Below are 22,384 nucleotides of genomic sequence, written 5' to 3' on the forward strand. Positions count from 1 at the left end.
CCCGGTGCCTCACGGCACCGGGGCTCTTTCGTGCTCGCGTCATGCTGATCGCCGACCTGGCAGGATGCCGCGGGTTCGTGGCATCCCTCCCTCTCCCCCGGGCACGTCCGAGGGCCTACCGTGAACGCATGACCGACGCGCAGACCTACTTCGCCACCCGGCTCGCCTTCGAGACCGACCCGTCCGACGTGTATGCCGCGCAGCGCGCCGGCGACGAGTTCGTGCTCGTCGACGTCCGTGGCGACGACGCGTGGCGCCAGGGCCGCATCACGGGCGCCCTCCACATGCCGTACCGGCAGATCGCCGACCGCGCCCCTCGCGAGCTCGACCGGAACGTGCCGGTCGTCGTCTACTGCTGGAGCCCCGGCTGCAACGCGGGCCAGAAGGGCGCGCTCGAGTTCGCTCGGCTGGGCTACCAGGTGCGAGAGATGATCGGCGGATACGAGTACTGGGGTGCGCGAGGGCCAGCCGTACGAGAACGACGACGGACCGCTCGAGCGGGTGTTCGACCCGACGGTCATGGTCGTTCGCAGCCACGCAGAGGTGTGAGGGCGGTCGCCGCACGAGACAGGCGCTCGGTCGCGGCCCTTCGCGCGCCGTTCGGGCCCGCCTGAGCCGACGTTCCCCATACAGCCCCCATCACGCGCTACAGCGCAGCTGGGGCGCGTCTGACGAAGAGATCTGTGGTGCCCGGAGAGGCTGTGATTGTGCCGCGGTTTCAGATGCTCGCGGATACGTAGTGGTCGTTGCTCGAGGAGATGCTCCCGCGAGAGCAACGCCGCCATCCCCCGAACCGGACGACCAGAAGCGCACCGCAAGAGTCGTGGGTCACGCGGCGGCACCACCCGCTACGACAGCCCGCGGTCACCTACCGCGCCGCCGTGATCGTCATCGTCTGGACACGGCTGCTGGCCGAACCGGGCTAAGCGGCGTTCTCGATGAGGTTGAGCTGCGTCCCGTCAGGGTCGACGAGGAACCCGGCACGTTGCCCCCAGGGCTGCAAGTCCACAGGGTGCAGCCGCGGACGACCGGCAGTCATCTCGGCGACGCCTGTCTCTTTGATCTGCCGATACAGTTCATCGAGGTCATCGACTCGGACGCTGCACATGAAGGAGCTCTCCTCGGGCACGAGGCCGGGGAACAGGAAGAACTCCAACCGAAGCTCGCCACGGCGGAGAATCAGCCAACCCTCATCCCGGTACTCCCGCTCGAAACCGAACTTCCCATAGAACGCGACCGTGTCATCGAAGTCGCGAGACGGCAGATTCGGCACCGCGTGATCGGTCATGCCCGAAGCCTAACGGGCACGCCGCACTTCTCAGACACGCTCCAGGCCCGGCTAGGGCCAGAGGGCGCGGGTAACGCGCGACGCGGCGGTCATCCCGATGGATGCCGCCCGTCAGGCGGTTTCGACGTCCTCGGTGAACCAGCGGGCGGCGGAGCCGAAGAACACCGGGTCCGTTTCGGGAGCGTCGTCGTCGACGACGTCGCAGACGACGACCGTCACGTTGTCGCGCGTGCCGGCCTCGAGCGCCAGCGCAACCGCCGACACGGCCGCGGCCTGCGGGCTCTCCGCCTCGGCGATGAGGCGTGCGACATCGGCTTCGGGAACGTAGTCGGTCAGGCCGTCGCTGCACAGGACCCAGCGGTCGCCGACCCGCAGCGGATGCGCGGCGACGGAGACGACATCGCCCTCCGAGCCACCGAGCGACGCCGTGATGATGTTGCGCCGGGGGTGCGCCGCCGCAGCCTCCGGCGAGATGATGCCGTGGTCGACGAGCGCCTGAACGTAGGAGTCGTCGCGCGTCTGGCGGGAGAAGCCACCCTCGCGAAGGAGGTAGGCGCGCGAGTCTCCCGCGTGGGCGAGGAGAAGTTCCGAACCGACGCCGAGAAACACACCCGTGAACGTGGTGGCCATGCCCTCGAGGGCCGGATCACGCTCCACGTGGGCACGGATGTCCCAATTGGCCTCGCGGATCCGCACCAGCAGACCGTCGGCGTCGAGACCCGAGCCGCGTGTGGCGACCAGGCGATGGACGAGCGCCGCGGAGGCCAGGTCTCCCGAGGGCCCTCCCCCGACGCCGTCCGCCACCGCCGCACCCCAGGACGCCGCAAAGGCGGCGTCCTGGTTGGTGGGACGGTGCGCGCCAGCGTCGGAGACGGCGGCGGTGTTCAACCGAAGGGGCACGAGATCAGCGCGCGAAGTACCCGCGGTAGTACTCGTAGACCCAGCCGGTGATGGCGATCACGAAGATTCCGAGGGCCACCGGGACGAGCCAGCTGCCGACCGCGAGGCCGATCACCGCGATGGCGGCCGAGCCCGCGAGGACGATGGGCCACCACGACCACGGGCTGAACTCGCCCATCTCGGGGTCGCCGTCGTCGATGTCCGCCGTCAGGGAGTCCTCGGGCAGTTCACCGCGCTGGGCCTTGACCACGCGTCCGATGTAGAACGCGATCATCGAGGACATCAGACCGAGGAAGACGAGGGCGATCGTTCCGACCCATTCGACGCCACCGTGCTGGATGAGGCTCCAGAACGTGTAGACGGCGGCGATAAAGAAACCGAAGGCTGCGAGCAGCCACCAGAGTCCGACATTGGTACGCATGGGTTACTTGACCTCTCCAGCGGCCGCGTCGACGACGGGCGTGTCGGGAGCGTCCTTCGCCGGGCCCACGCCGACCGGGATACCGGCCTCGGGGTGGTTCAGGTCGAACGCGGGACGCTCACTGCGGATACGCGGGATGGACGTGAAGTTGTGACGCGGCGGCGGGCAGGAGGTCGCCCACTCGAGCGAGGCACCGTATCCCCACGGGTCGTCGACGGTCACACGCGGCGCCTTGCGGGCCGTGATCCAGACGTTGAGCAGGAACGGGATCATCGAGGCGCCGAGGATCATCGACCCGATCGTGGAGAGCTGGTTGCCCCACGTGAAGCCGTCCGCGGCGGCGTAGTCGGCGTACCGGCGGACCATGCCGTCGACACCCAGCCAGTGCTGGATCAGGAACGTCATGTGGAAGCCGATGAACAGCATCCAGAAGTGCACCATGCCGAGACGCTCGTTCAGCATCTTGCCCGTCCACTTCGGCCACCAGAAGTAGAAGCCGGCGAACATCGCGAAGACGACCGTGCCGAACACCACGTAGTGGAAGTGGGCGACGACGAAGTACGAGTCCGACAGGTGGAAGTCGAGCGGCGGCGACGCGAGGATGACGCCGGTCAGACCACCGAAGACGAAGGACACCAGGAAGCCGAGCGCGAAGACCATGGGCGTTTCGAACGTCACCGAACCGCGCCAGAGCGTACCGATCCAGTTGAAGATCTTCACGCCGGTCGGCACCGCGATGAGCATCGTCATGAGCGCGAAGAACGGCAGGAGCACACCGCCGGTGACGTACATGTGGTGGGCCCACACGGCGACCGACAGGGCCGCGATCGCGATCGTGGCGTAGACGAGAGTCTTGTACCCGAAGATCGGCTTGCGGCTGAACACCGGGAAGATCTCGGACACGATGCCGAAGAACGGCAGCGCGATGATGTACACCTCGGGGTGACCGAAGAACCAGAACAGGTGCTGCCACAGCAGCACGCCGCCGTTCTCCGGGTTGTAGATCTGGGCGCCGAGCACGCGGTCGGCGGCAGCGGCGAAGATGGCCGCGGCGAGAACCGGGAAGGCGAGCAGGATCAGGATGCTCGTGATGAGCGTGTTCCACGAGAAGATCGGCATCCGCCACATCGTCATACCGGGCGCACGCATCGTGAGGACCGTGGTGATGAAGTTGACGGCACCGAGGATCGTGCCGAAACCGCTGATGCCCAGACCGAGCATCCAGAGGTTTCCGCCGACTCCGGGCGAGAAGCTCGCATTGGCCAGCGGCTGATACGCGAACCAGCCGAACCCGGCCGCACCCTGCGGGGTGAGGAAGCCGGAGACAGCGATCGTGGAGCCGAAGAGGAAGAGCCAGAACGCGAACGCGTTCAGACGCGGGAACGCCACGTCGGGCGCACCGATCTGCAGCGGCAGCAGCGCGTTGGCGAAACCCGCGAACAGCGGCGTCGCGAACATCAGCAGCATGATCGTGCCGTGCATCGTGAAGAGCTGGTTGTACTGCTCCTTCGTCGCCACGACCTGCATGCCGGGCTCGAAGAGCTCAGCGCGGATGATGAGTGCCATCACACCGCCGAGCATGAAGAACAGCACGGACGAGATCAGGTACATGTACCCGATCGTCTTGTGGTCGGTGGAGGTGATCCACTTGACGACCAGGTTGCCCTTCTGCTCGACCCGGGTGCTGCTCAGCAGAGCGGCCTGCCGGGGCGGCAGCGTCGTGGGGCGCGAAGGACCCGTGCCCTGGAGCGGAAGTGTCGTGGCCATGATCACTTGTTCCCTTCGGCACCGGCCGTGTTGAGGTTCTGCAGGCGGGACAGGTCGCTGATGTCGCCCACGTCGCCGGCGGCGCGCAGCGAGTCGAGGTACGACTCGTACTCGGCCTCGCTCACGACCTTGACGTTGAAGAGCATTGCGGAGTGGTACTCACCGCAGAGCTCGGCGCACTTGCCCTCGTACGTGCCCTCGCGAGTGGGCGTGAACGACCACTCGTTCTCGCGGCCGAGGTACATGTCCTTCTTGTAGAGGAAGTCGATGATCCAGAAGGAGTGGATGACGTCGCGCGAGCGGAGGTCGATCTTCACCGTCTTGTTGACGGGGAGGTACAGCGTCGGCACGTCCTGCAGGTCGTAGCCGTCGGAGGTCGCCTTGGCCTGGACGCCCATCGAGTACACGGCGTCGGAGTTGTCTTCCTTCTTGCCGTTGTACTGGAAGTCCCAGGCCCACTGCTTGCCGTACGCCGTGATCGACACGTCGGGGTTGTCGTACTGGGTCTCGAGCGTGTTCTGGTCGCGGGCCGTGAAGGCGAAGAATCCGACCACGAGGATCAGCGGGACGACCGTGTAGAAGATCTCGACGGGCATGTTGTAGCGCAGCTGCACCGGGAGGCCCGACTGGCCCTTGCGGCGGCGGTAGGCGATGACGGCCCACAGCATGAGGCCCCACGTGATGACACCCACCGCGAGCAGCACGATCCACGAGTTGACCCACAGACCGGCGACCATGTCGGTGTGGTTCGTCGCGGGCGTTCCGTCGTCCACGAACCCGGGGAGGAACCCGTGAAGCTGCGAAGTGCTGCAGCCGGCGAGGAGTGCGACGGAAGCGATCCCGACGGGGACGGCTGCCCAACGAAGGCGACGTTTGGAGGGCACAGTGCACCTTTCCGGGTCGTGGATGTTGCTCTCGACAGTCTAGAGCAACCTCTTACTGTTCTCTGGCCAATCGTCCAGTGCCGAACAATCGAAAACCCCCGGTTTTCGCGGTGTGATCCGCCAAAACCGGGGGCATCGAATTCGACGCCGGAGCGCCGTGTCGAAGCGTCAGTGGAAGCTGTCGCCGCACGCGCACGAGCCCTGCGCGTTGGGGTTGTCGATCGTGAAGCCCTGCTCCGAGATCGTGTCCTTGAAGTCGATGCTCGCGCCGTCGAGGTACGGCACGCTCATGTCGTCGACGATGACCTCGACACCGTCGAAGTCGGCGACCTTGTCGCCGTCGAGGTACCGCTCGTCGAAGTAGAGCTGGTAGATGAGGCCCGAGCAACCACCGGGCTGGACGGCGACGCGCAGGCGGAGGTCGTCACGGCCCTCCTGGGAGAGCAGGCTCTTCACCTTGTCGGCGGCGGCGTCGGTCAGGGCGACTCCGTGCTCGCGGGTGACGGCGTTCGTCGACAGTGTGGTGTCGGTCATGGCGTGGCCCTTCGGGTCGTTCGGTCGCGGGGACGGGACGATTCTACGCCCGCCTCGCCCCCGCGGGTCCGATCAGACGGTGCGGCGATTCAGCCGCTCGAGCAGCAGCGCCTCCGAGACGAGGGCGTTGCGGAACGTCTCGAGGTGCAGCGACTCGTTGGGGCTGTGCGCGCGGGCGTGCGGGTCCTCCACGCCGGTGACGAGGATCTGGGCCTCGGGGAACTCGCGGACCAGGTCGGCGATGAACGGGATCGATCCGCCGATACCGACGTCCACGGCATCCACCCCGTATCCCTCGGCGAAGGACGCGCGGGCGTCCTCGACGGCCCACCCGCCGGTGTCCACGAGGAAGGCGTCGCCGCAGTCGATGTCGCTGAACTCCAGCTGCGCGCCGAAGGGGGCGTGGGCGCGGAGGTGCGCCTCGACGGCCGCGAAGGCCTCCTGGGCCGACTGTCCCGGCGCGACGCGCGCGCTGATGACCACGCGGGTCTGCGGAGCCAGGGTGTTGGACGCGGACTCGACCGGGGTGGCATCCCATCCGGTGATGGTGACCGAGGGCTTGTTCCAGATGCGGCTCAGGATGCTGTCGCGCCCGATCGGCGAGACGCCGTCGAGGAGGCCGGATTCGGCGCGGAGGGTCGCCTCGTCGTACTCGGGCGTCTCGGCGTCGCGGACCGCGAGTCCCTCGACCGCCACGGCGCCGTCGTCGTCCCACAGCGTCGCGAGGAGCTTGACGGTGGCGAGCATGGCATCCGGGACCGCGCCGCCCATCATCCCCGAGTGGGACGCGTGCTCCAGCGTGCGGACCGTGAGCGTGAAGCGCGCGTTCCCGCGCAGCGACACCGTGAGACCGGGCGTGCGCTCGTCCCAGTTGCCCGAGTCGGCCACCACGATCACGTCGGAGCGGAGGACGTCGGCGTGGTCGACGAGGAACTGCGCGAACGAGCGCGAGCCGTACTCCTCCTCCCCCTCGATGAACACCGCGATGCCGAGGTCGAGGTCATCGCCGAGCGCCTCCGCGAGAGCGCGGATCGCGCCGACGTGCACCATGACGCCCGCTTTGTCGTCCGCGGCACCGCGTCCGTACAGTCGGCCGTCGCGGACCGTGGGTTCGAAGGGCGGCGAGTCCCAGAGCGCCTCGTCGCCCGGGGGCTGGACGTCGTGGTGGGCGTACAGCAGGACGGTCGGTCGGCCGTTGCGGGCTGGACGGGATGCCAGGACGGCGGGCTGTCCGAGCTCGTCGCTGTCGGCGATCGCGGAGCGCGCCACCTCGACGCGCTCGAAGACGCCGGTGCCGCGCAGCAGGTCGGCGACGGCGTCGGCGCTGCGCACCACCGCGGACTGGTCGAACGCCGGCCAGGCGATGGAGGGGATGCGCACGAGCGCACCGAGATCGGCGAGGGCTGCGGGGATGCCGTCGGACGCGGTGGCGCACACGGCATCCTGCCGGGACAGGTCAGGGGTCATGCGGGTAATCTTAAGTCTCCGATCCAGTGAGCTCTCGAGGTTATCCGTGGCCAAGTCCCCCGCCCCCGTCCCGAACGACGCCCCCGTCGCGTCGGATGTCACCGCCTCGGGCAAGGGGCGCGCGACGCCGTCTCGGGCCGAGCAGGAGGCCGCCCGCAAGCGTCCTCTGGTGGCCGACACCAAGGAGGCGAAGGCCCGCGCCCGCGCCGAACTCGCCGCTCAGCGCGAGAAGGCCCGCGTCGGCATGGCCGCCGGCGACGAGCGGTACCTGCCCGTGCGCGACAAGGGTCCGCAGCGACGGTTCGCGCGCGACTTCGTCGACGCCGGCTGGCACCTCGGCGAGGGCGTCATGCCCTTCATGGTGCTCGTGATCGTGCTGACCCTCATCCCGAACGGCTTCTTCCAGTACTGGTCGTTCGTGGCGCTGTGGATCTTCATCCTGTTCGTCATCGGCGACATGATCATCACGTCGATCCGCGTGAAGCGCGCCGCCAAGGCGAAGTTCGGCGAGAGCAAGGTCGAGAAGGGTCTCGGCTGGTACGCGGCGATGCGCACCGTGCAGATGCGGTTCATGCGCCTGCCCAAGGCGCAGGTCAAGCGCGGCCAGTACCCGGCCTGACGGTTTCCTTCGACGGCGGCGTGGTCCTTCGGGACCCGCCGCCGTCGGCGTACGTCCGGGCATGCGGCACGACGTGCCGCGCTCCGGCGGGCGTCACCGGCGCGGAGCCAGACCCCGGTTGATCTGGCGAGCCCAGAGAGGGCCGCGGTAGAGGAACGCCGTGTAGCCCTGGACGAGCGTCGCGCCGTGCGCGAGCCGTTCGCGGACGTCGGCGGCGGTCTCCACTCCCCCGGCCGAGATCACGACGAAGTCCTCGGGGACGGCGGCGCGCACCAGGTCGAGGACGTCGAGCGCGCGCTGCTTCAGCGGTGCCCCGGACAGTCCACCGGCACCGGCGGCCTCGACCGTCGCCGCCGGGGTGCGCAGGCCCGCGCGGCCGATAGTGGTGTTGGTGGCGATGATCCCGGCGAGACCCACGTCGACGGCGAGTCGCGCGATGTCGCCCACCTCGTCATCGGCGAGGTCGGGCGCGATCTTGACCAGCAGCGGTGTGGTGCCGGCCGCGTCGAGCACGGCCGTCAGCAGCGGACGCAGGGTCTCGACGGCCTGCAGGCCGCGGAGGCCGGGCGTGTTCGGCGAGGAGACGTTGACGACGAGGTAGTCGGCCAGGGGCGCCAGGAGCCGCGCGCTGCGGACGTAGTCGGTCGTGGCATCCTCGACCGCGACAGCCCGGCTCTTCCCGATGTTCACTCCGATGACCGGACGCCGGCGGGAGCGGCGGAGCGCACGGAGCCGCCGGGCCGCGGCCTCGGCACCCTGGTTGTTGAAGCCCATGCGGTTGATCACCGCGCGGTCGGCCACGAGCCGGAAGAGGCGCGGCTTCGGGTTGCCCGGCTGCGGCAGTGCGGTGACGGTCCCCACCTCGACGTGGCCGAAGCCCAGGGCGCGCAGCCCGCGGACCATCGTCACGTTCTTGTCGAAGCCCGCCGCGACACCGAACGGCGACTCGAACTCGAGGCCCAGCGCCCGGACGCGCAACGACGGGTCGGCCGCCGTGGCCGTGCGGAGGAGGGATGCCACCGGCCCGACGCCCGCGGCACGGATGACGAGGGCACCCAGGTGGTGGGCGAACTCGGGGTCGAGGCGGCTCAGGACCGAGCGGAAGAGAAGGGGATACATCCCCGCCAGGCTACTGGACGTCGTCGACCGCGACGGGCGCCGCGGAGGGACGGGCGGCATGATCGGCGCGGAGCTGCGCGATCGCCGCGTCGAAGTCGTCCAGCGATTCGAACGCCTGATAGACGCTCGCGAAACGCAGGTACGCCACCTCGTCGAGTTCGCGCAGCGGCCCGAGGATCGACAGGCCGATCTCGTTGGCCTCGATCTGCGAGGATCCGGTCTGGCGGATCGCCTCCTCGACCTGTTGCGCGAGCATGGCGAGATCGGCATCCGTCACCGGTCGCCCCTGGCAGGCCTTCCGCACGCCCGACATGACCTTCTCGCGGCTGAACGGTTCGACGACGCCGGAGCGCTTGATCACGTTGAGGCTCGCGGTTTCGACGGTCGAGAAGCGGCCGCCGCACTTCGGGCACTGCCGACGGCGACGGATGCTCAGGCCGTCGTCACTCGTCCTCGAGTCGATGACGCGGGAGTCGGGGTTGCGGCAGAACGGGCAGTGCATGGGAAACCTCGATCAGTCGGCGAAGCGCGCCGTGACGGCCTCGCCGTGGGCGGGCAAGGCTTCGGCCTCGGCGAGGGTCACGATGGATTCGCGCACCGCCGCCAGCGCGGCGCGGTCGTACTCGACGACCTGCTGGGGGCGCAGGAACGTCGCGGCCGACAGCCCCGAGCCGTAGCGCGCCTGACCACCGGTCGGCAGGACGTGGTTGCTGCCGGCGAGGTAGTCGCCCAGGCTCACCGGGGTGTAGGGACCGACGAACACGGCGCCCGCGTTGACGAAGTCCTCGGGGCGGGGGTCGGCGAGGTGGAGCTCCAGGTGCTCCGGCGCGTAGGCGTTGCTGAACGACGTCGCCTGCGCCAGATCGTCGACCAGCACGATCGCGGACTGCGGACCGCCGAACGCCGCGCGCACGCGCTCGGCGTGGCGCGTCGCCGCGACGCGGGGCTCGAGGGGCCGCACGCACGGCCTCGGCAAGGTCGGAGCTGTCGGTGACGAGCACGGCCGAGGCCTGCTCGTCGTGCTCTGCCTGGCTGACGAGATCGGCGGCCACCAGCGCCGCGTCTGCCGCCCCGTCGGCGACGATGAGGATCTCGGTCGCTCCCGCCTCGGAATCCGTCCCGACCCGGCCCGCGACCGCGCGCTTCGCGGAGGCGACGAAGTTGTTGCCCGGCCCCGTCACGACGTCGACCGGGTCGAGCCCGAGCGAGGACACCCCGAAGGCGAACGCGCCAATCGCGCCGGCACCGCCCATCGCGTAGACCTCCGTCACGCCGAGGAGCTTTGCGGCGGCGAGGATCACCGGGTGGACGCGACCGCCGAACTCAGCCTGCGGCGGTGACGCGAGCGCGACCTCGCGCACCCCCGCGACCTGCGCCGGCACGACGTTCATCACGACGCTGGACGGGTAGACGGCCTTGCCGCCCGGAACGTACAGACCGACGCGACGCACCGCGCTGCCAGCGCTGCGTGACGCGCGCCCCCGGACCGAGCTCGGTCACCGACGGCGCGGGGATCTGGGCCGCGGATGCGGCTCGCACGCGGCGGATCGCCTCGTCGAGCGCGACGCGGATGCCGGGATCCAGCTCGGCGAGGGCCTCGTCGAGGTGCGCGGCGGGAACCGCGATGGCGTGGTCGCTCACCCGGTCGAACTTTTCGGCCTGCTCGCGCAGAGCCTCCTCGCCCCGACGGGCGACGTCGTCGACGATACGGGCGGCGGTGGCGAGGGCCTCGTCACGGGCCGCATCGGCCCGGGGTACGACGGCGAGGAACTCGGCCGGCGAGAGCACGCGGCCGCGCAGATCGATGGTGCGGAGCATGGTTCCAGGCTACCGGTCGGCGGCGAGCCGCCCGCCGTGGAGCGGGCGGCTCGCAGGGGGTGCTCAGCCGCGGGTGACGCCCCGGACGTCGTGCAGGTAGCCGATCCGGCCGTCGTCGTGACGGATGACGAACGTCTCGCCGCGATCCTCGATCACGAGGGCCCACGCGGTGGGTCCGACGCGGAAGATCGGCGTGCCGTAGTCGTCCACGACGTCGCGTTCGTCGGGGGCCAGCGCCCAGAACGCCTGGGGCTGCGGGTGGCGAGGCGCTGCGTCGTGCCCGGAGTGCTCCGAGACGTGGGCGGAGTCGTCGGACGTCGCGCCGATCACGTCAGTGTCGTGCGTGTCACCGTGCGTCGGGAAGACGGACGTCGCCGGCTCCGCCTCGTTCACGTGGGGCAGGTCGGTGGAGCCGGTGTAGCTCCCGGGGACCGGGCCGCGCTCCGCGGCCCCGTCATGCTCGTGGGCCTCGTACGCGTGAGCTTCGTGCCCGTGCACCGTGTGCTCGGACCCGGCGGGCGCGGCGGCGGGGGCCGACCGCACGGGGCGCGGGCGCGCCGGACGCTTCACCACCGCGCGGACGGGCCGCGCGTTGCGGTGCGCCGGGGCCTCGGGACGGCCCTGGAAGTCCTGCTCGAACGGCGGGATGATCGGCGCGAAGACCGTCAGGACGACGCCGGCGAGGGTCAGGACCGCGCCCACCCATACGACCCACGTGCGGGACCAGAGCCCGGTGTCGGCGGCGATGGACACGGTGTCCCACACCCACGCGACCCACACCAGCGCCGCGACGGAGAAGGCCACGGAGGCGAATTGATCGATACCGAGCGAGCCCACGCGACGGATGCCCTGTGGCGAGAGGCGGCGCAGAGCCAGGAGACCGACCGCGATCGTGGGGAGAGCCACGGTGGGGATCCACCACAGGTTGGAGAGCCAGACGTTGGTGCCGCCCCCGAGGACGCGGACGTTCGAGGGAAGGTTATTGAGCGGGAAGAACGAGACGATGAAGAGCACGGCCCAGATGCCGAGCAGAGCCACCTCGCGCACCGAGAACGGCCCGACACCGTACTGCGGCGCGTCGCCGTCGCGCGGCGCGGGAGCGTGGGTCTGCGCGTCGGCGTGGGCGTCGGCATCCGGCAGCTCGGTGTGCGTCGAGCGGCGAGCGTTGACGTGTGCCCGTGCGTCGACGCTCGGCGTCGGGGCGAACACGTCGTCGATGTCACCGGTGTCGGTGGCGGAGCGCGAAGCACGCGGCTCCGCTGCCGCGGCCTCGGGAGCCGCGGGGTCGGTCCAGCGGGCGGAGTCCTCCGCCGGCGAGCCCGTGTTCTCCACGGGCGAGTCGTCGTAGCGATCGGTCACGATGGTCCTTTCGTTCGGGTGCCTCGGCACCCGTCGTCATTGTGAGACTGACGTCGTCGCGCCGGAGAGCACCCCGGGTTGACAACGCGCGCCACGCATCAGCCCAGGCAGTTGGGACCGAGGAGTCCCTTGAGTTCTCCGAACAGATCAGCCGTCACACGCACCGGCATCGGCACCTCGAAGACCTTGGCGGTCCCACCTTTGTGCAACTTGAGAGTCACCTCCGTGTCACCGGCATGCCGCCGCAGCATCTGGGCGAGTTCGCTCACGAGCGTCTCGTTCGCGCGCTGTTCGGGGACGACGAGCGTGAGACCGCTCAGGGCGTCGAAGCCCTCGAGGTCGGGAGTGAAGGCCGACTGCGCGTGCAGGTTCAGCCCGTCGTCGCGGCGGGACACGCGCCCGCGGACCACGAGGATCGAGTCGGCCTGCAGCACCGGGGCGAACTCCGCGTAGGTCTTGCCCATGAACATCACGGTCACCTCGCCGTTGAAGTCCTCCACGGTGACCATGCCGTACGGGTTGCCGCTCTGCTTCGCCACCCGGTGCTGCACGCTCGTGAGAAGCCCCGCGACGGTGACCTGGTCGCCGTCCTGCACGTCGTCCGAGGCGAGCAGGTCGTGGATCGACGTGGACGCGTGCTTCGCGAGCGGGACCTCGAGTCCCGCGAGCGGGTGATCGGACACGTAGAGGCCGAGCATCTCGCGCTCGAACGCGAGCTTGTCCTTCTTCGTCCACTCGGGTCGCTCGGGCACCTTCTCGACCTGCTGCGGCTCGTCCCACAGCGAGTCGAAGTCGAAGCCGACCTCGCCATTGGCCTCGCGGCGCTTGTCGAGCACGGCGCCCTCGCAGGCATCCTCGTGGATCTCGATCAGCGCGCGCCGCGTGGAGCCCAGCGAGTCGAAGGCCCCGGCCTTGATCAGGGACTCGACCGTGCGCTTGTTCGCCACGTGCAGCGGCACCTTGGCCAGGAAGTCGTGGAACGACGTGTACTTGGCATCCTGACGCGCCGCGACGATCCCGTCGACGACGTTCGCGCCGACGTTGCGAACCGCGCCGAGACCGAAACGGATGTCTTCGCCGACGGCCGCGAAGAAGCGGATCGACTCATTCACGTCGGGCGGAAGCACCCGGATCCCCATGCGGCGGCACTCGTTGAGGTACACCGCCATCTTGTCCTTCGAGTCGCCGACGCTGGTGAGGAGCGCGGCCATGTACTCGGCGGGATAGTGCGCCTTGAGGTATGCCGTCCAGTACGACACGAGCCCGTAGGCGGCGGTGTGCGCCTTGTTGAAGGCGTAGTCGGCGAACGACTCGAGGACCTTCCAGAGCGTCTGCTGCGCCTCGTCGCCGAAGCCGCGCTCGGTCATACCGCCGAAGAAGATCTCCTTCTGCTTGTCGAGCTCGGACTTCTTCTTCTTGCCCATCGCACGCCGGAGGAGGTCTGCTTGACCGAGCGTGTAGCCGGCCACGCGCTGCGCGACGGCCATGACCTGCTCCTGGTAGACGATCAGGCCGTAGGTCGTGTCGAGGATGTCGGCGAGCGGCTCCTCGAGCTCGGGGTGGATCGGCTCGATCTCCTGCTGCTTGTTCTTGCGCAGCGCGTAGTTGATGTGCGAGTTCACGCCCATCGGGCCCGGGCGGTAGAGCGCGAGCACCGCCGAGATGTCCTCGAAGTTGTCGGGGCGCATGAGGCGCAGCAGCGACCGCATCGGCCCGCCGTCGAGCTGGAACACGCCGAGCGTGTCGCCGCGGGCGAGCAGTTCGTACGATTCCGCGTCGTCGAGCGCCAGGTCTTCGAGCACCAGCGGGTGCCCGCGGTTGGCCTCGATGTTGTCGAGCGCGTCGTTGATGATCGTGAGGTTGCGCAACCCCAGGAAGTCCATCTTGATCAGGCCGAGCGACTCGCACGCGGGGTAGTCGAACTGCGTGACGATCTGGCCGTCCTGCTCGCGTCGCATGATCGGGATGATGTCGATCAGCGGCTCGCTCGACATGATGACGCCGGCGGCGTGCACACCCCACTGGCGCTTCAGGTTCTCGAGCCCCAGGGCCGTGTCGAACACGGTCTTGGCCTCGGGGTCGGTCTCGATGAGCGTGCGGAACTCGCTCGCCTCTTTGTAGCGCGGGTGCTCGGGGTTGAACATGCCGTCGAGCGGCATGTCCTTGCCCATCACCGCGGGGGGCATGGCCTTGGTGAGCTTGTCGCCCATGCTGAAGGGGAAGCCCAGGACGCGACCGGCGTCCTTGAGCGCCTGCTTGGCCTTGATCGTGCCGTACGTGACGATCTGCGCCACGCGCTCGTCGCCGTACTTCTCGGTCACGTACTGGATGACCTCGCCGCGACGACGGTCGTCGAAGTCGACGTCGAAGTCGGGCATGGAGACACGGTCGGGGTTCAGGAAGCGCTCGAAGATCAGGCCGTGCTGCAGCGGGTCGAGGTCGGTGATCTTCATCGCGTACGCGACCATCGATCCGGCGCCCGAACCACGCCCGGGACCGACCCGGATGCCGTTGTTCTTGGCCCAGTTGATGAAGTCGGCGACGACGAGGAAGTAGCCGGGGAACCCCATCTGCAGGATGACGTCGGTCTCGTACTCGGCCTGCTTGCGCACGGCATCCGGGATGCCGCCCGGGTAGCGGTCGTGGAGGCCGTTCTCGACCTCCTTGATCATCCAGCTGCCCTCGGTCTCACCCTCGGGGACCGGGAAGCGCGGCATGTAGTTGGCCGAGGTGTTGAACTCGACCTCGCAGCGCTCGGCGATGAGGAGCGTGTTGTCGCAGGCCTCGGGGTTGTCGCGGAAGACCTGGCGCATCTCGGCGGCGGACTTGACGTAGTAGCCGTCGCCGTCGAACTTGAAGCGCTTGGGGTCGTCGAGCGTCGAGCCGGACTGCACGCAGAGCAGAGCCGCGTGGCTCGTGGCGTCATGTTGGTGCGTGTAGTGGAGGTCGTTGGTGCCGACCAGGGGGATGTCGAGTTCTTTCGCGATCCGGAGCAGATCGCCCATGATCCGGCGCTCGATCGACAGGCCGTGATCCATGATCTCGGCGAAGTAGTTGTCTTTTCCGAAGATGTCCTGGAACTCGGCCGCAGCGGCCTTGGCCGCGTCGTACTGGCCGAGACGCAGGCGCGTCTGGACCTCGCCCGAGGGGCACCCGGTCGTCGCGATGAGGCCCTTGCTGTAGGTCTGCAGCAGCTCGCGGTCCATGCGGGGCTTGAAGTAGTAGCCCTCCATGCTCGACCGCGACGAGAGCCGGAACAGGTTGTGCATGCCCTCGGTGGTCTCGGACAGCAGGGTCATGTGCGTGTACGCGCCGGAACCCGACACGTCGTCGCTCTGCTGCTCGGGGGTTCCCCACCGCACGCGGGACTTGTCGGAGCGGTGGGTGCCGGGCGTGACGTAGGCCTCGATGCCGATGATCGGCTTGATGCCGGCATCCTTCGCCGTCTTGTAGAACTCGTAGGCCGCGAACGTGTTGCCGTGGTCGGTCACGGCGATCGCCGGCATGCCCAGTTTGACCGCCTCCTGCACCATGGGACCGATGCGCGCGGCGCCGTCGAGCATGGAGTACTCGCTGTGCACGTGAAGGTGAACGAAGGAGTCTGCTGCCACCCGTCGAGTGTACGTTCCCCCTCCGACATCGGCCTGGGTTAACGTGGGCGCGTGCCCACACCCGACTTCGTCCTGGAGCTCCGCCGTCACGTCGGCACGAGCCCGCTCCCCCTCGTCGGTGTGACCGCCGTGATCGTGCGCGGCGACGACGTGCTGCTGGGGCGCCGCAGCGACACCGGCCGGCTCACCCCGATCACCGGCATCGTCGACCCCGGCGAGGAACCGGCCGATGCCGCCGCCCGCGAGGCCGAGGAGGAGGCCGGCGTCCGCATCCGCGTCGACCGTCTCGCGTGGGTGCACCAGATCCCCCGTGTCATCTACGCCAACGGCGACCAGAGCGACTACCTCGACCTGACCTTCGCGTGCACGTGGATCGACGGCGAGCCCGAGCCGGTCGACGGTGAGATGACCGAGGTCGGGTGGCATCCGATCTCCGGGATCGACGGGATCCTGGATGCCGAGATGTCGGCGCGCGTGTCCGCCGCGCTCACGCCCGGGCCGACGATGTTCGAGGGCGGACGCTGACCCGCGTCAGGCGCCGTCGCGCAGGACGTCGAGAGCGTGCTGCAGATCCGCCGGATAGGGCGACTCGAAGCTCACCCACTCCCCCGTGGCGGGGTGCGCGAAGGCCAGCCGGTGCGCGTGCAGCCACTGCCGGGTGAGGCCGAGCCGCGCCGACAGCGTGGGGTCGGCGCCGTACAGCGGATCGCCCGCGCACGGGTGCCGGTGCGCCGCCATGTGCACGCGGATCTGGTGCGTGCGGCCGGTCTCGAGGTGGATCTCGAGCAGCGAAGCACGGGGGAACGCCTCGAGAGTTTCGTAGTTCGTGACGGAGTCCTTGCCGTCGGGCGTGACGGCGAACTTCCACGAGTGGTGGGGATGCCGCCCGATCGGGGCGTCGATCGTGCCCGCGAGCGGATCCGGGTGCCCCTGGACCACGGCGTGATAGATCTTGTCGACCGTCCGGTCCTTGAACGCCGCCTTCAGCACCGTGTAGGCGCGCTCGGTCTTCGCAACGACCATGAGGCCGCTCGTGCCGACGTCGAGCCGGTGCACGATCCCGCGGCGCTCCGCGGCGCCGCTCGTGGCGATGCGGAAACCGGCGGCCGCGAGGGCGCCGAGCACGGTCGGCCCCTCCCATCCGACGGACGGGTGCGCCGCGACGCCGGCAGGCTTGTCGACCACGACGATGTCGTCGTCGTCCCAGACGATGCCGAGGTCGGGAACCTCGACCGGGATCACTTCGGGGTCGCGCTTCGGCTCCCACTCGACGCTGAGCCATGCCCCCGCGTGCAGGCGGTCGGAGCGTCCGACGGTGCGGCCGTCGACGGTCACTCCCCCGGCGTCGGCGACCTCCGCCGCGAAGGTGCGCGAGAAGCCGAGCATCTTGGCCAGGGCCTGATCGACGCGCGCTCCCTCGAGCCCGTCGGGAACGGGCAGACTCCGCGAGTCCATGTCAGCGCGCGCCCTGATCGCCGGACGTCTCGACCGGCTCGTCGGCGGCGACGTTGGCATCGCGGGAACCGCGCTTCTCTCGCGTGCCATCGAGCCGCAGGCCCAGGAGCACGAGGAGCGCGACCGAGATCATCATCGTCACGATGAACATGTCGGCGACGTTGTAGATCGCCGGCATCATCCACGGCGTCGAGATGAAGTCCACCACGTGACCGACCGGGAAGCCGGGCGCCCGCAGGAGACGGTCGCTGAGGTTGCCGAGCACGCCGCCCAGCAGCAGCCCGAGCACCACGGCCCACAGGCGCGAACGCACCCGGGTCACGGCCAGGAACAGGATGATGACCGCCACGACCGCGAGCGCGATCGTGAAGATCCAGGTGACGCCCTCGCCGAGCGAGAACGCCGCCCCCGGGTTTCGGACGAGATAGAACTGCAGGAAGTCACCGAGGATCGGCACGACCCGCTCCGGGGGAAGGCCGGCGATGGCCGCTGCCTTCGCCAACTGGTCGGCGGCCAGCACCGTCGCCGCGAGAATCGCGACGAGGGCGCCGGCCGCCGCCGAACGCAGAGGAGATCGACTGCGCAAAGAGTCGGCCTACAGACCGATCGCCGAGACGGGCGTCGAGCCCGACGACGAACCGGCCGTGTCGAGGTCGCGGAGCTGACCCTCGATGTAGGAACGCAGCTGCGAACGGTAGTCGCGCTCGAAGTTGCGCAGCTCGGTGATGCGGCCCTCGAGAACCGTGCGCTCCTTCTCCAGGCGGGCACGCTCTTCGCGTCCCTGCTTCTCGGCGTCGGCGACGATGGATGCCGCCTGCGCCTGGGCCTCGGAGATGAGCTGGTCGCGCTGCGCCTTGCCCTCGGCGACGTGCTCGTCGTGCAGGCGCTGAGCCAGCTCGATGATGCCGGCGCTCTGCGCGGCGGGAGCCACGTCGGACTCGGCGGCCGGGGCCGCAGCCGGGGCGGGCACCTCGGAGACGACGGGCTCTTCGGCCTGGGGCGCCTCGGCGACCGGCGCCGCGGGGGCGGCTTCACCGGACTCGAACGCGGCGAGCTTGGCCTTCAGCTCCTCGTTCTCGGCGATCGTCTTGCGCCACTCGACGACGATCTCGTCGAGGAAGTCGTCGACCTCGTCGGGGTCGAAGCCCTCCTTGAAACGCACATGCTGGAACTGCTTGGTGACGACATCATCGGGGGTCAGTGCCATGGTGTTTCCTCTTTCGAGAGCTCTGAATCGGAACGTGGGGGGTGTCGCACCGGGGCACACCGCTTCGGAACAGCATAGCCGCCGCCCTTCTCCGGTGTCGAAGGGCGACGGCTATGCGGGAGTCACAGAGCGGCGAGCGACCGCGTGACGCTGAGGAGCAGGAAGCACGCGAACATCGTGATGGCGAACGCGAAATCGATCGCGATGCCGCCGATGCGCAGGGGCGGAATCACCCGCCGGAGGAGCCGGATGGGTGGGTCCGTCACCGTGTAGACGATCTCGGCCACCACCAGCATGGCGCCACGGGGACGCCACTCGCGGTTGAACATCGGGATGTACTCGAGGACCAACCGGGCCAGAAGCAGAACGATGTAGATGAAAAGCAGCGCGCTGAGGATGGAGCCGACCAGGCTCAGGACGGCCACGATCGCTTACTGGGACGCGAAGGGCGCGCCCTCGGGATCGGCCTGCGCGATCGCACCGTCGCCGGAGACGGCGATGTTCTCGGGCGAGAGCAGGAAGACCTTGCTCGTGACCCGCTCGATGCGTCCGTACAGACCGAGCGACAGGCCGCTCGCGAAGTCGATCAGGCGGCGCGCGTCGGCGTCGCTCATCTGCGACAGGTTGATGATGACCGGGATCCCCTCGCGGAAGTTCTCGGCGATCGTCTGCGCGTCGCGGTACTGCTTGGGGTGCACCGTGAGGATCTCGCTCACCGGGCCGGCGGCCGGCTGGCGCACCACGGCGGGGCGGTGCAGCGGGGTCACCGGAGCGGCCTTCTCGACCGGCGCGGGCTGCACGGACTGCTTGCGCGCGACCGGCTGCGGGGCGGTCTCCTCATAGGTCTCCTCCTCGTCGGCGAGGCCCAGGTACACCATCGTCTTCTTGAGCGGGTTCGACATCGCATCCTCCGTTCGCTCGTCTGTTTCGAGGCTAGTCGCGAGGGGGTCGCGGACCCGTGATTGCCGAACCGATCCGTAGGTGTGTCGCGCCCATCGCGATCGCCTCGGGGAAATCGCCCGTCATTCCGGCCGAGATCCACGTCGCGTCGGGGACGACACGCCGCACGGCGTCGGCGCACTTCCGCAGTCGCTCGAAGGCGCGGGCGGGGTGCTCGTCGAGCGGCGCGACGGCCATGACGCCGCGCACGCGAAGGCTCTCGAGGGCGGCGACGTGGACGGCGAGAGCCTCCACCTCGGTCGGCGGGACGCCGCCGCGACCGGGGTCGTCGGTCAGGTTCACCTGGAGCAGGACGTCCAGGCGGGAGCCGTCGTCCGCGGCATCCAGGGCATCCGCGATGCGGGTGCGATCCACCGAATGGACCGCGTCGGATGCCGCCCGCACGGCGCGGGCCTTGTTCGTCTGGGCCTGGCCGATGAAGTGCCAGCGGAGGTCGTCGAGCCCGCCCACCTCGCGGTGCTTGACGGTGAGCTCCTGCTGGCGGTTCTCCCCCACGTCACGGACGCCGAGCGCATACAGGTCGGTGATGAGCGAGACCGGGTGGAACTTCGTCACCACGATGCGGGTGATCTCGGCGGGGTCGCGCCCGGCGGAGCGGGCGGCGTCGACGATGCGCGCGTCGACGTCGGCGAGACGGTCGGCGAGAGCGGCATCCATGGGTCCTCCTTCGACGACGCAGCGGGCCCGGTGTCACCGGACCCGCTGCGTCAATGGTTCGTCGTCACTTGAGGAAGTCGGGCACGTCCAGGTCGTCGTCGGCGAAGCCGGAGTCGTAGGACGTGTCGGGGACGCGAGCCGCGACCGGTGCCGGCTCGGGCGTGCGCTCGGGCGCCTGGGCCTTCTGCTCCTCGGCGGCGCTGAGGTCGCGCGCGACGTCGTCGGCAGGGATCGCCGGCACCGCGGGGACGGCCACCGGACGCTGAGCACCGACGGGGTCGATGCGCAGCGACGGCTCGCCGCCGTCGAAGCCGGCCGCGATGACCGTGACACGGACCTCGTCGCCGAGCGTGTCGTCGATCACGGTTCCGAAGATGATGTTGGCCTCGGGGTGCGCGGCCTCCTTCACCAGCTGGGCGGCGTCGTTGATCTCGAAGATGCCGAGGTTCGATCCGCCCTGGATCGAGAGCAGGACGCCGTGCGCTCCTTCGATGGAGGCCTCGAGGAGCGGCGACTCGACGGCGAGTTCCGCGGCCTTGATCGCACGGTCCGCACCGCGCGCGGAGCCGATGCCCATGAGCGCGGAGCCCGCGCCCTGCATGACCGACTTGACGTCGGCGAAGTCGAGGTTGATGAGACCGGGGGTGGTGATGAGGTCGGTGATGCCCTGCACACCGGCCAGGAGCACCTGGTCGGCCGTCGCGAACGCCTCGATCATCGAGATGCCGCGGTCGCTGATCTCGAGCAGGCGGTCGTTCGGCACCACGATGAGCGTGTCGACCTCCTCCTTCAGGCGTCCGACACCGGCCTCGGCCTGGCTCTGACGACGACGACCCTCGAACGAGAACGGCTTCGTGACGACACCGATGGTCAGGGCGCCGATCGACTTGGCGATCTTCGCCACGACGGGCGCACCACCCGTGCCGGTTCCGCCACCCTCACCCGCGGTGACGAAGACCATGTCGGCACCGCGCAGCGCCTCCTCGATCTCCTCCGCGTGGTCCTCGGCGGCGCGACGGCCCACCTCGGGGTCCGCACCGGCACCCAGGCCGCGCGTGAGCTCGCGTCCGACGTCGAGCTTGACGTCGGCGTCGCTCATCAGCAGCGCCTGTGCATCGGTGTTGATCGCGATGAACTCCACGCCGCGCAGGCCCAGCTCGATCATGCGGTTGACGGCGTTGACGCCGCCTCCGCCCACACCGACGACCTTGATGACGGCGAGGTAGTTCTGGTTCTGGCTCATGCCGGCCTCCGTTATCCCCGAACCTGAAACTCTAAACCTCATGTTGAGGGTTAAAGAATTGCCCGGTATGCAATTCCTTAGCTCGAAGGTAGGCGGCGGTTCCGGCTCGGCCGGACCGACACGCGGCGTGTCGGATTATCCCGTCGCGGATCAGCGGATGACGCCGGCCTCGGGCGACGTGACGTCGTATTCCTTGGTGCGATCGGGCGGGCTCTTCTGCATCAGCAGGTCGAGGACGCGCGCCTTCTCCGCCGAGCGGTCGGCGCTCCCCCACGCGACCTTCGACCCCGTCGCGCCGAGCGTGAGGGTCACGTCGTCCGGGGTCGACGCGGAGACCGCCGTCACCTGCGAACGGATGCCATCGGGCAGGGCGCGCACCACGCGGCCGGCGGCACGGAACGCGTCGGACTGCGTCCCGCCGGAGATGTCGAGGACCGGCTGCCCGGCCGGGGCGGTGGGCGTCGTGGACAGCACGACGCCGGCGGCATCCACGAGGGTGAAGCCCGCGGGCGTCTGGACGACGCCGACGGGGGTGCGCTCGACGATCCGCACGATGAGGTCGTGGGGCGGCCGCGCCTCCAGCGTGTACGACTCCACGAGCGGGAACCGCACGAGCGCGGCCTTCACCGCGCTGTCGTCGACCATCGCGAGAGGCGTGCCGATCTGGCCCTTCAGCGCGTCCGCGACGGCGGCGGCATCCAGCTGGGACGTCCCCACGACGTCCACGCGCTCCACCGCGAACAGCGGGCTGTACGCGGCGCCCGCGGTGCCGAGCACCATCACGACGAAGGCGATCGCGACGCCGATCCAGATCCGCCGGCGACGACGCTGGCGGACGGTGAAGCGCCGCACCTCCGCACGCAGCGCCCGACGTCGCGCGCGAGAGGCGCGCCACACGTCCCGGAGGCCCGTGTCAGCGGCATCCGGTTCGATCGACGGCTCGTCCGCGGACGGGAGCGGCAGAGGGACGACGTCCGCGGGGCGTTCGCCCCGAGCGGGGGCGCCGCGCGGGGGAACGGGCGCCTCCGCGGGGTGCGACCCCGGAGTCGGGGGCAGGGGCGAGGGCCGACGCACG

At 69.4% G+C, this 22,384-nt stretch carries 21 protein-coding genes and 2 pseudogenes; 3 read left to right on the forward strand and 20 right to left on the reverse strand.

The features are described from left to right. The first annotated feature begins 128 nt into the window (after positions 1-128). Positions 129-549, forward strand: a pseudogene (locus tag RKD05_RS16835) (rhodanese-like domain-containing protein). Positions 550-922: 373 nt separating this feature from the next. Here RKD05_RS16835 and RKD05_RS16840 read toward each other — a convergent pair. From RKD05_RS16840 to RKD05_RS16870, 7 genes are all read right to left on the reverse strand, one after another. Continuing rightward, entirely contained in the window at positions 923-1,288 is a 366-nt protein-coding gene (locus tag RKD05_RS16840) for a bleomycin resistance protein (protein ID WP_424711553.1), read from the reverse strand. A 111-nt stretch (positions 1,289-1,399) separates the two neighbouring features. Next, complete coding sequence (locus tag RKD05_RS16845) at positions 1,400-2,188, reverse strand: PP2C family protein-serine/threonine phosphatase (RefSeq protein WP_424711554.1); 789 nt, start codon at positions 2,186-2,188, stop codon at positions 1,400-1,402. 4 nt (positions 2,189-2,192) lie between these two features. Then, complete coding sequence (locus tag RKD05_RS16850) at positions 2,193-2,609, reverse strand: cytochrome c oxidase subunit 4 (protein ID WP_022878536.1); 417 nt, start codon at positions 2,607-2,609, stop codon at positions 2,193-2,195. A gap of 3 nt (positions 2,610-2,612) precedes the next feature. Beyond that, positions 2,613-4,376: a cytochrome c oxidase subunit I gene (ctaD, locus tag RKD05_RS16855; protein ID WP_424711556.1), complete on the reverse strand. Its 1,764-nt coding sequence runs from the start codon at positions 4,374-4,376 to the stop codon at positions 2,613-2,615. A gap of 2 nt (positions 4,377-4,378) precedes the next feature. After that, positions 4,379-5,260, reverse strand: a complete 882-nt coding sequence (coxB, locus tag RKD05_RS16860; protein ID WP_022878534.1) for a cytochrome c oxidase subunit II — start codon at positions 5,258-5,260, stop codon at positions 4,379-4,381. A 168-nt stretch (positions 5,261-5,428) separates the two neighbouring features. After that, on the reverse strand, positions 5,429-5,794 hold the full coding sequence (gene erpA / locus RKD05_RS16865; RefSeq protein ID WP_022878533.1) for an iron-sulfur cluster insertion protein ErpA: 366 nt from the start codon (positions 5,792-5,794) through the stop codon (positions 5,429-5,431). Between the two features lie 72 nt (positions 5,795-5,866). Beyond that, positions 5,867-7,261 carry a dipeptidase gene (locus RKD05_RS16870; protein WP_424711558.1) on the reverse strand — a complete coding sequence of 465 codons (1,395 nt, stop codon included), beginning with the start codon at positions 7,259-7,261 and terminating at the stop codon, positions 5,867-5,869. A 46-nt stretch (positions 7,262-7,307) separates the two neighbouring features. Here RKD05_RS16870 and RKD05_RS16875 point away from each other — a divergent pair, with 46 nt between their 5' ends. After that, positions 7,308-7,880, forward strand: coding sequence for a DUF3043 domain-containing protein (locus RKD05_RS16875; RefSeq protein ID WP_022878531.1), 573 nt, complete (start codon positions 7,308-7,310; stop codon positions 7,878-7,880). A 93-nt stretch (positions 7,881-7,973) separates the two neighbouring features. Here the strand turns inward: RKD05_RS16875 and RKD05_RS16880 are convergent, their stop codons facing one another. The 5 genes and pseudogenes from RKD05_RS16880 to dnaE all read right to left on the reverse strand — a co-directional run bounded on the left by RKD05_RS16880 (position 7,974) and on the right by dnaE (position 15,739). Next, complete coding sequence (locus RKD05_RS16880; RefSeq protein WP_424711560.1) at positions 7,974-8,999, reverse strand: quinone-dependent dihydroorotate dehydrogenase; 1,026 nt, start codon at positions 8,997-8,999, stop codon at positions 7,974-7,976. Between the two features lie 10 nt (positions 9,000-9,009). Then, positions 9,010-9,501, reverse strand: a complete 492-nt coding sequence (nrdR, locus tag RKD05_RS16885) for a transcriptional regulator NrdR (protein WP_424711562.1) — start codon at positions 9,499-9,501, stop codon at positions 9,010-9,012. Between the two features lie 12 nt (positions 9,502-9,513). Beyond that, a pseudogene (hisD, locus tag RKD05_RS16890) lies at positions 9,514-10,817 on the reverse strand (histidinol dehydrogenase). A gap of 63 nt (positions 10,818-10,880) precedes the next feature. Beyond that, positions 10,881-12,176, reverse strand: coding sequence for a hypothetical protein (locus tag RKD05_RS16895; protein ID WP_424711564.1), 1,296 nt, complete (start codon positions 12,174-12,176; stop codon positions 10,881-10,883). 98 nt (positions 12,177-12,274) lie between these two features. Next, complete coding sequence (dnaE, locus tag RKD05_RS16900; RefSeq protein WP_424711881.1) at positions 12,275-15,739, reverse strand: DNA polymerase III subunit alpha; 3,465 nt, start codon at positions 15,737-15,739, stop codon at positions 12,275-12,277. 99 nt (positions 15,740-15,838) lie between these two features. On the opposite strand from dnaE, the gene RKD05_RS16905 reads away from it, so the two are divergent. Further along, positions 15,839-16,312: an NUDIX domain-containing protein gene (locus tag RKD05_RS16905; protein WP_424711565.1), complete on the forward strand. Its 474-nt coding sequence runs from the start codon at positions 15,839-15,841 to the stop codon at positions 16,310-16,312. A 6-nt stretch (positions 16,313-16,318) separates the two neighbouring features. Here RKD05_RS16905 and RKD05_RS16910 read toward each other — a convergent pair whose 3' ends face one another. The 8 genes from RKD05_RS16910 to RKD05_RS16945 form a co-directional block, all read right to left on the reverse strand. Beyond that, a complete protein-coding gene (locus RKD05_RS16910; protein WP_424711567.1) occupies positions 16,319-17,242 on the reverse strand; it encodes an RluA family pseudouridine synthase in 924 nt (307 codons plus the stop codon). Between the two features lies 1 nt (position 17,243). Then, positions 17,244-17,828, reverse strand: a complete 585-nt coding sequence (lspA, locus tag RKD05_RS16915; protein ID WP_424711568.1) for a signal peptidase II — start codon at positions 17,826-17,828, stop codon at positions 17,244-17,246. A gap of 9 nt (positions 17,829-17,837) precedes the next feature. After that, positions 17,838-18,449 carry a DivIVA domain-containing protein gene (locus RKD05_RS16920; protein WP_424711570.1) on the reverse strand — a complete coding sequence of 204 codons (612 nt, stop codon included), beginning with the start codon at positions 18,447-18,449 and terminating at the stop codon, positions 17,838-17,840. Between the two features lie 122 nt (positions 18,450-18,571). Beyond that, positions 18,572-18,874: a YggT family protein gene (locus RKD05_RS16925; RefSeq protein ID WP_022877736.1), complete on the reverse strand. Its 303-nt coding sequence runs from the start codon at positions 18,872-18,874 to the stop codon at positions 18,572-18,574. Between the two features lie 6 nt (positions 18,875-18,880). Next, positions 18,881-19,351, reverse strand: coding sequence for a cell division protein SepF (locus RKD05_RS16930; protein ID WP_424711572.1), 471 nt, complete (start codon positions 19,349-19,351; stop codon positions 18,881-18,883). A gap of 31 nt (positions 19,352-19,382) precedes the next feature. Next, positions 19,383-20,066 carry a YggS family pyridoxal phosphate-dependent enzyme gene (locus RKD05_RS16935; RefSeq protein WP_424711574.1) on the reverse strand — a complete coding sequence of 228 codons (684 nt, stop codon included), beginning with the start codon at positions 20,064-20,066 and terminating at the stop codon, positions 19,383-19,385. 64 nt (positions 20,067-20,130) lie between these two features. Further along, on the reverse strand, positions 20,131-21,309 hold the full coding sequence (gene ftsZ / locus RKD05_RS16940; protein ID WP_424711576.1) for a cell division protein FtsZ: 1,179 nt from the start codon (positions 21,307-21,309) through the stop codon (positions 20,131-20,133). Between the two features lie 150 nt (positions 21,310-21,459). Beyond that, positions 21,460-22,383: an FtsQ-type POTRA domain-containing protein gene (locus RKD05_RS16945; protein ID WP_424711577.1), complete on the reverse strand. Its 924-nt coding sequence runs from the start codon at positions 22,381-22,383 to the stop codon at positions 21,460-21,462. Position 22,384 lies beyond the last annotated feature (1 nt).

The sequence above is a fragment of the Microbacterium sp. SLBN-111 genome (assembly GCF_049739645.1).
In the GTDB taxonomy this organism is placed as follows: Bacteria; Actinomycetota; Actinomycetes; order Actinomycetales; family Microbacteriaceae; genus Microbacterium.

What these genes read in the sequence shown, in the direction of transcription:
- RKD05_RS16840 (WP_424711553.1), bottom strand. Translation starts at nt 1,288, where the DNA reads ATGACCGATCACGCGGTGCCGAATCTGCCGTCTCGCGACTTCGATGAC.
- RKD05_RS16850 (WP_022878536.1), bottom strand. Translation starts at nt 2,609, where the DNA reads ATGCGTACCAATGTCGGACTCTGGTGGCTGCTCGCAGCCTTCGGTTTC.
- ctaD (WP_424711556.1), bottom strand. Translation starts at nt 4,376, where the DNA reads ATGGCCACGACACTTCCGCTCCAGGGCACGGGTCCTTCGCGCCCCACG.
- erpA (WP_022878533.1), bottom strand. Translation starts at nt 5,794, where the DNA reads ATGACCGACACCACACTGTCGACGAACGCCGTCACCCGCGAGCACGGA.
- RKD05_RS16870 (WP_424711558.1), bottom strand. Translation starts at nt 7,261, where the DNA reads ATGACCCCTGACCTGTCCCGGCAGGATGCCGTGTGCGCCACCGCGTCC.
- RKD05_RS16880 (WP_424711560.1), bottom strand. Translation starts at nt 8,999, where the DNA reads ATGTATCCCCTTCTCTTCCGCTCGGTCCTGAGCCGCCTCGACCCCGAG.
- nrdR (WP_424711562.1), bottom strand. Translation starts at nt 9,501, where the DNA reads ATGCACTGCCCGTTCTGCCGCAACCCCGACTCCCGCGTCATCGACTCG.
- dnaE (WP_424711881.1), bottom strand. Translation starts at nt 15,739, where the DNA reads ATGCTCGACGGCGCCGCGCGCATCGGTCCCATGGTGCAGGAGGCGGTC.
- RKD05_RS16910 (WP_424711567.1), bottom strand. Translation starts at nt 17,242, where the DNA reads ATGGACTCGCGGAGTCTGCCCGTTCCCGACGGGCTCGAGGGAGCGCGC.
- RKD05_RS16920 (WP_424711570.1), bottom strand. Translation starts at nt 18,449, where the DNA reads ATGGCACTGACCCCCGATGATGTCGTCACCAAGCAGTTCCAGCATGTG.
- RKD05_RS16930 (WP_424711572.1), bottom strand. Translation starts at nt 19,351, where the DNA reads ATGTCGAACCCGCTCAAGAAGACGATGGTGTACCTGGGCCTCGCCGAC.
- RKD05_RS16935 (WP_424711574.1), bottom strand. Translation starts at nt 20,066, where the DNA reads ATGGATGCCGCTCTCGCCGACCGTCTCGCCGACGTCGACGCGCGCATC.
- ftsZ (WP_424711576.1), bottom strand. Translation starts at nt 21,309, where the DNA reads ATGAGCCAGAACCAGAACTACCTCGCCGTCATCAAGGTCGTCGGTGTG.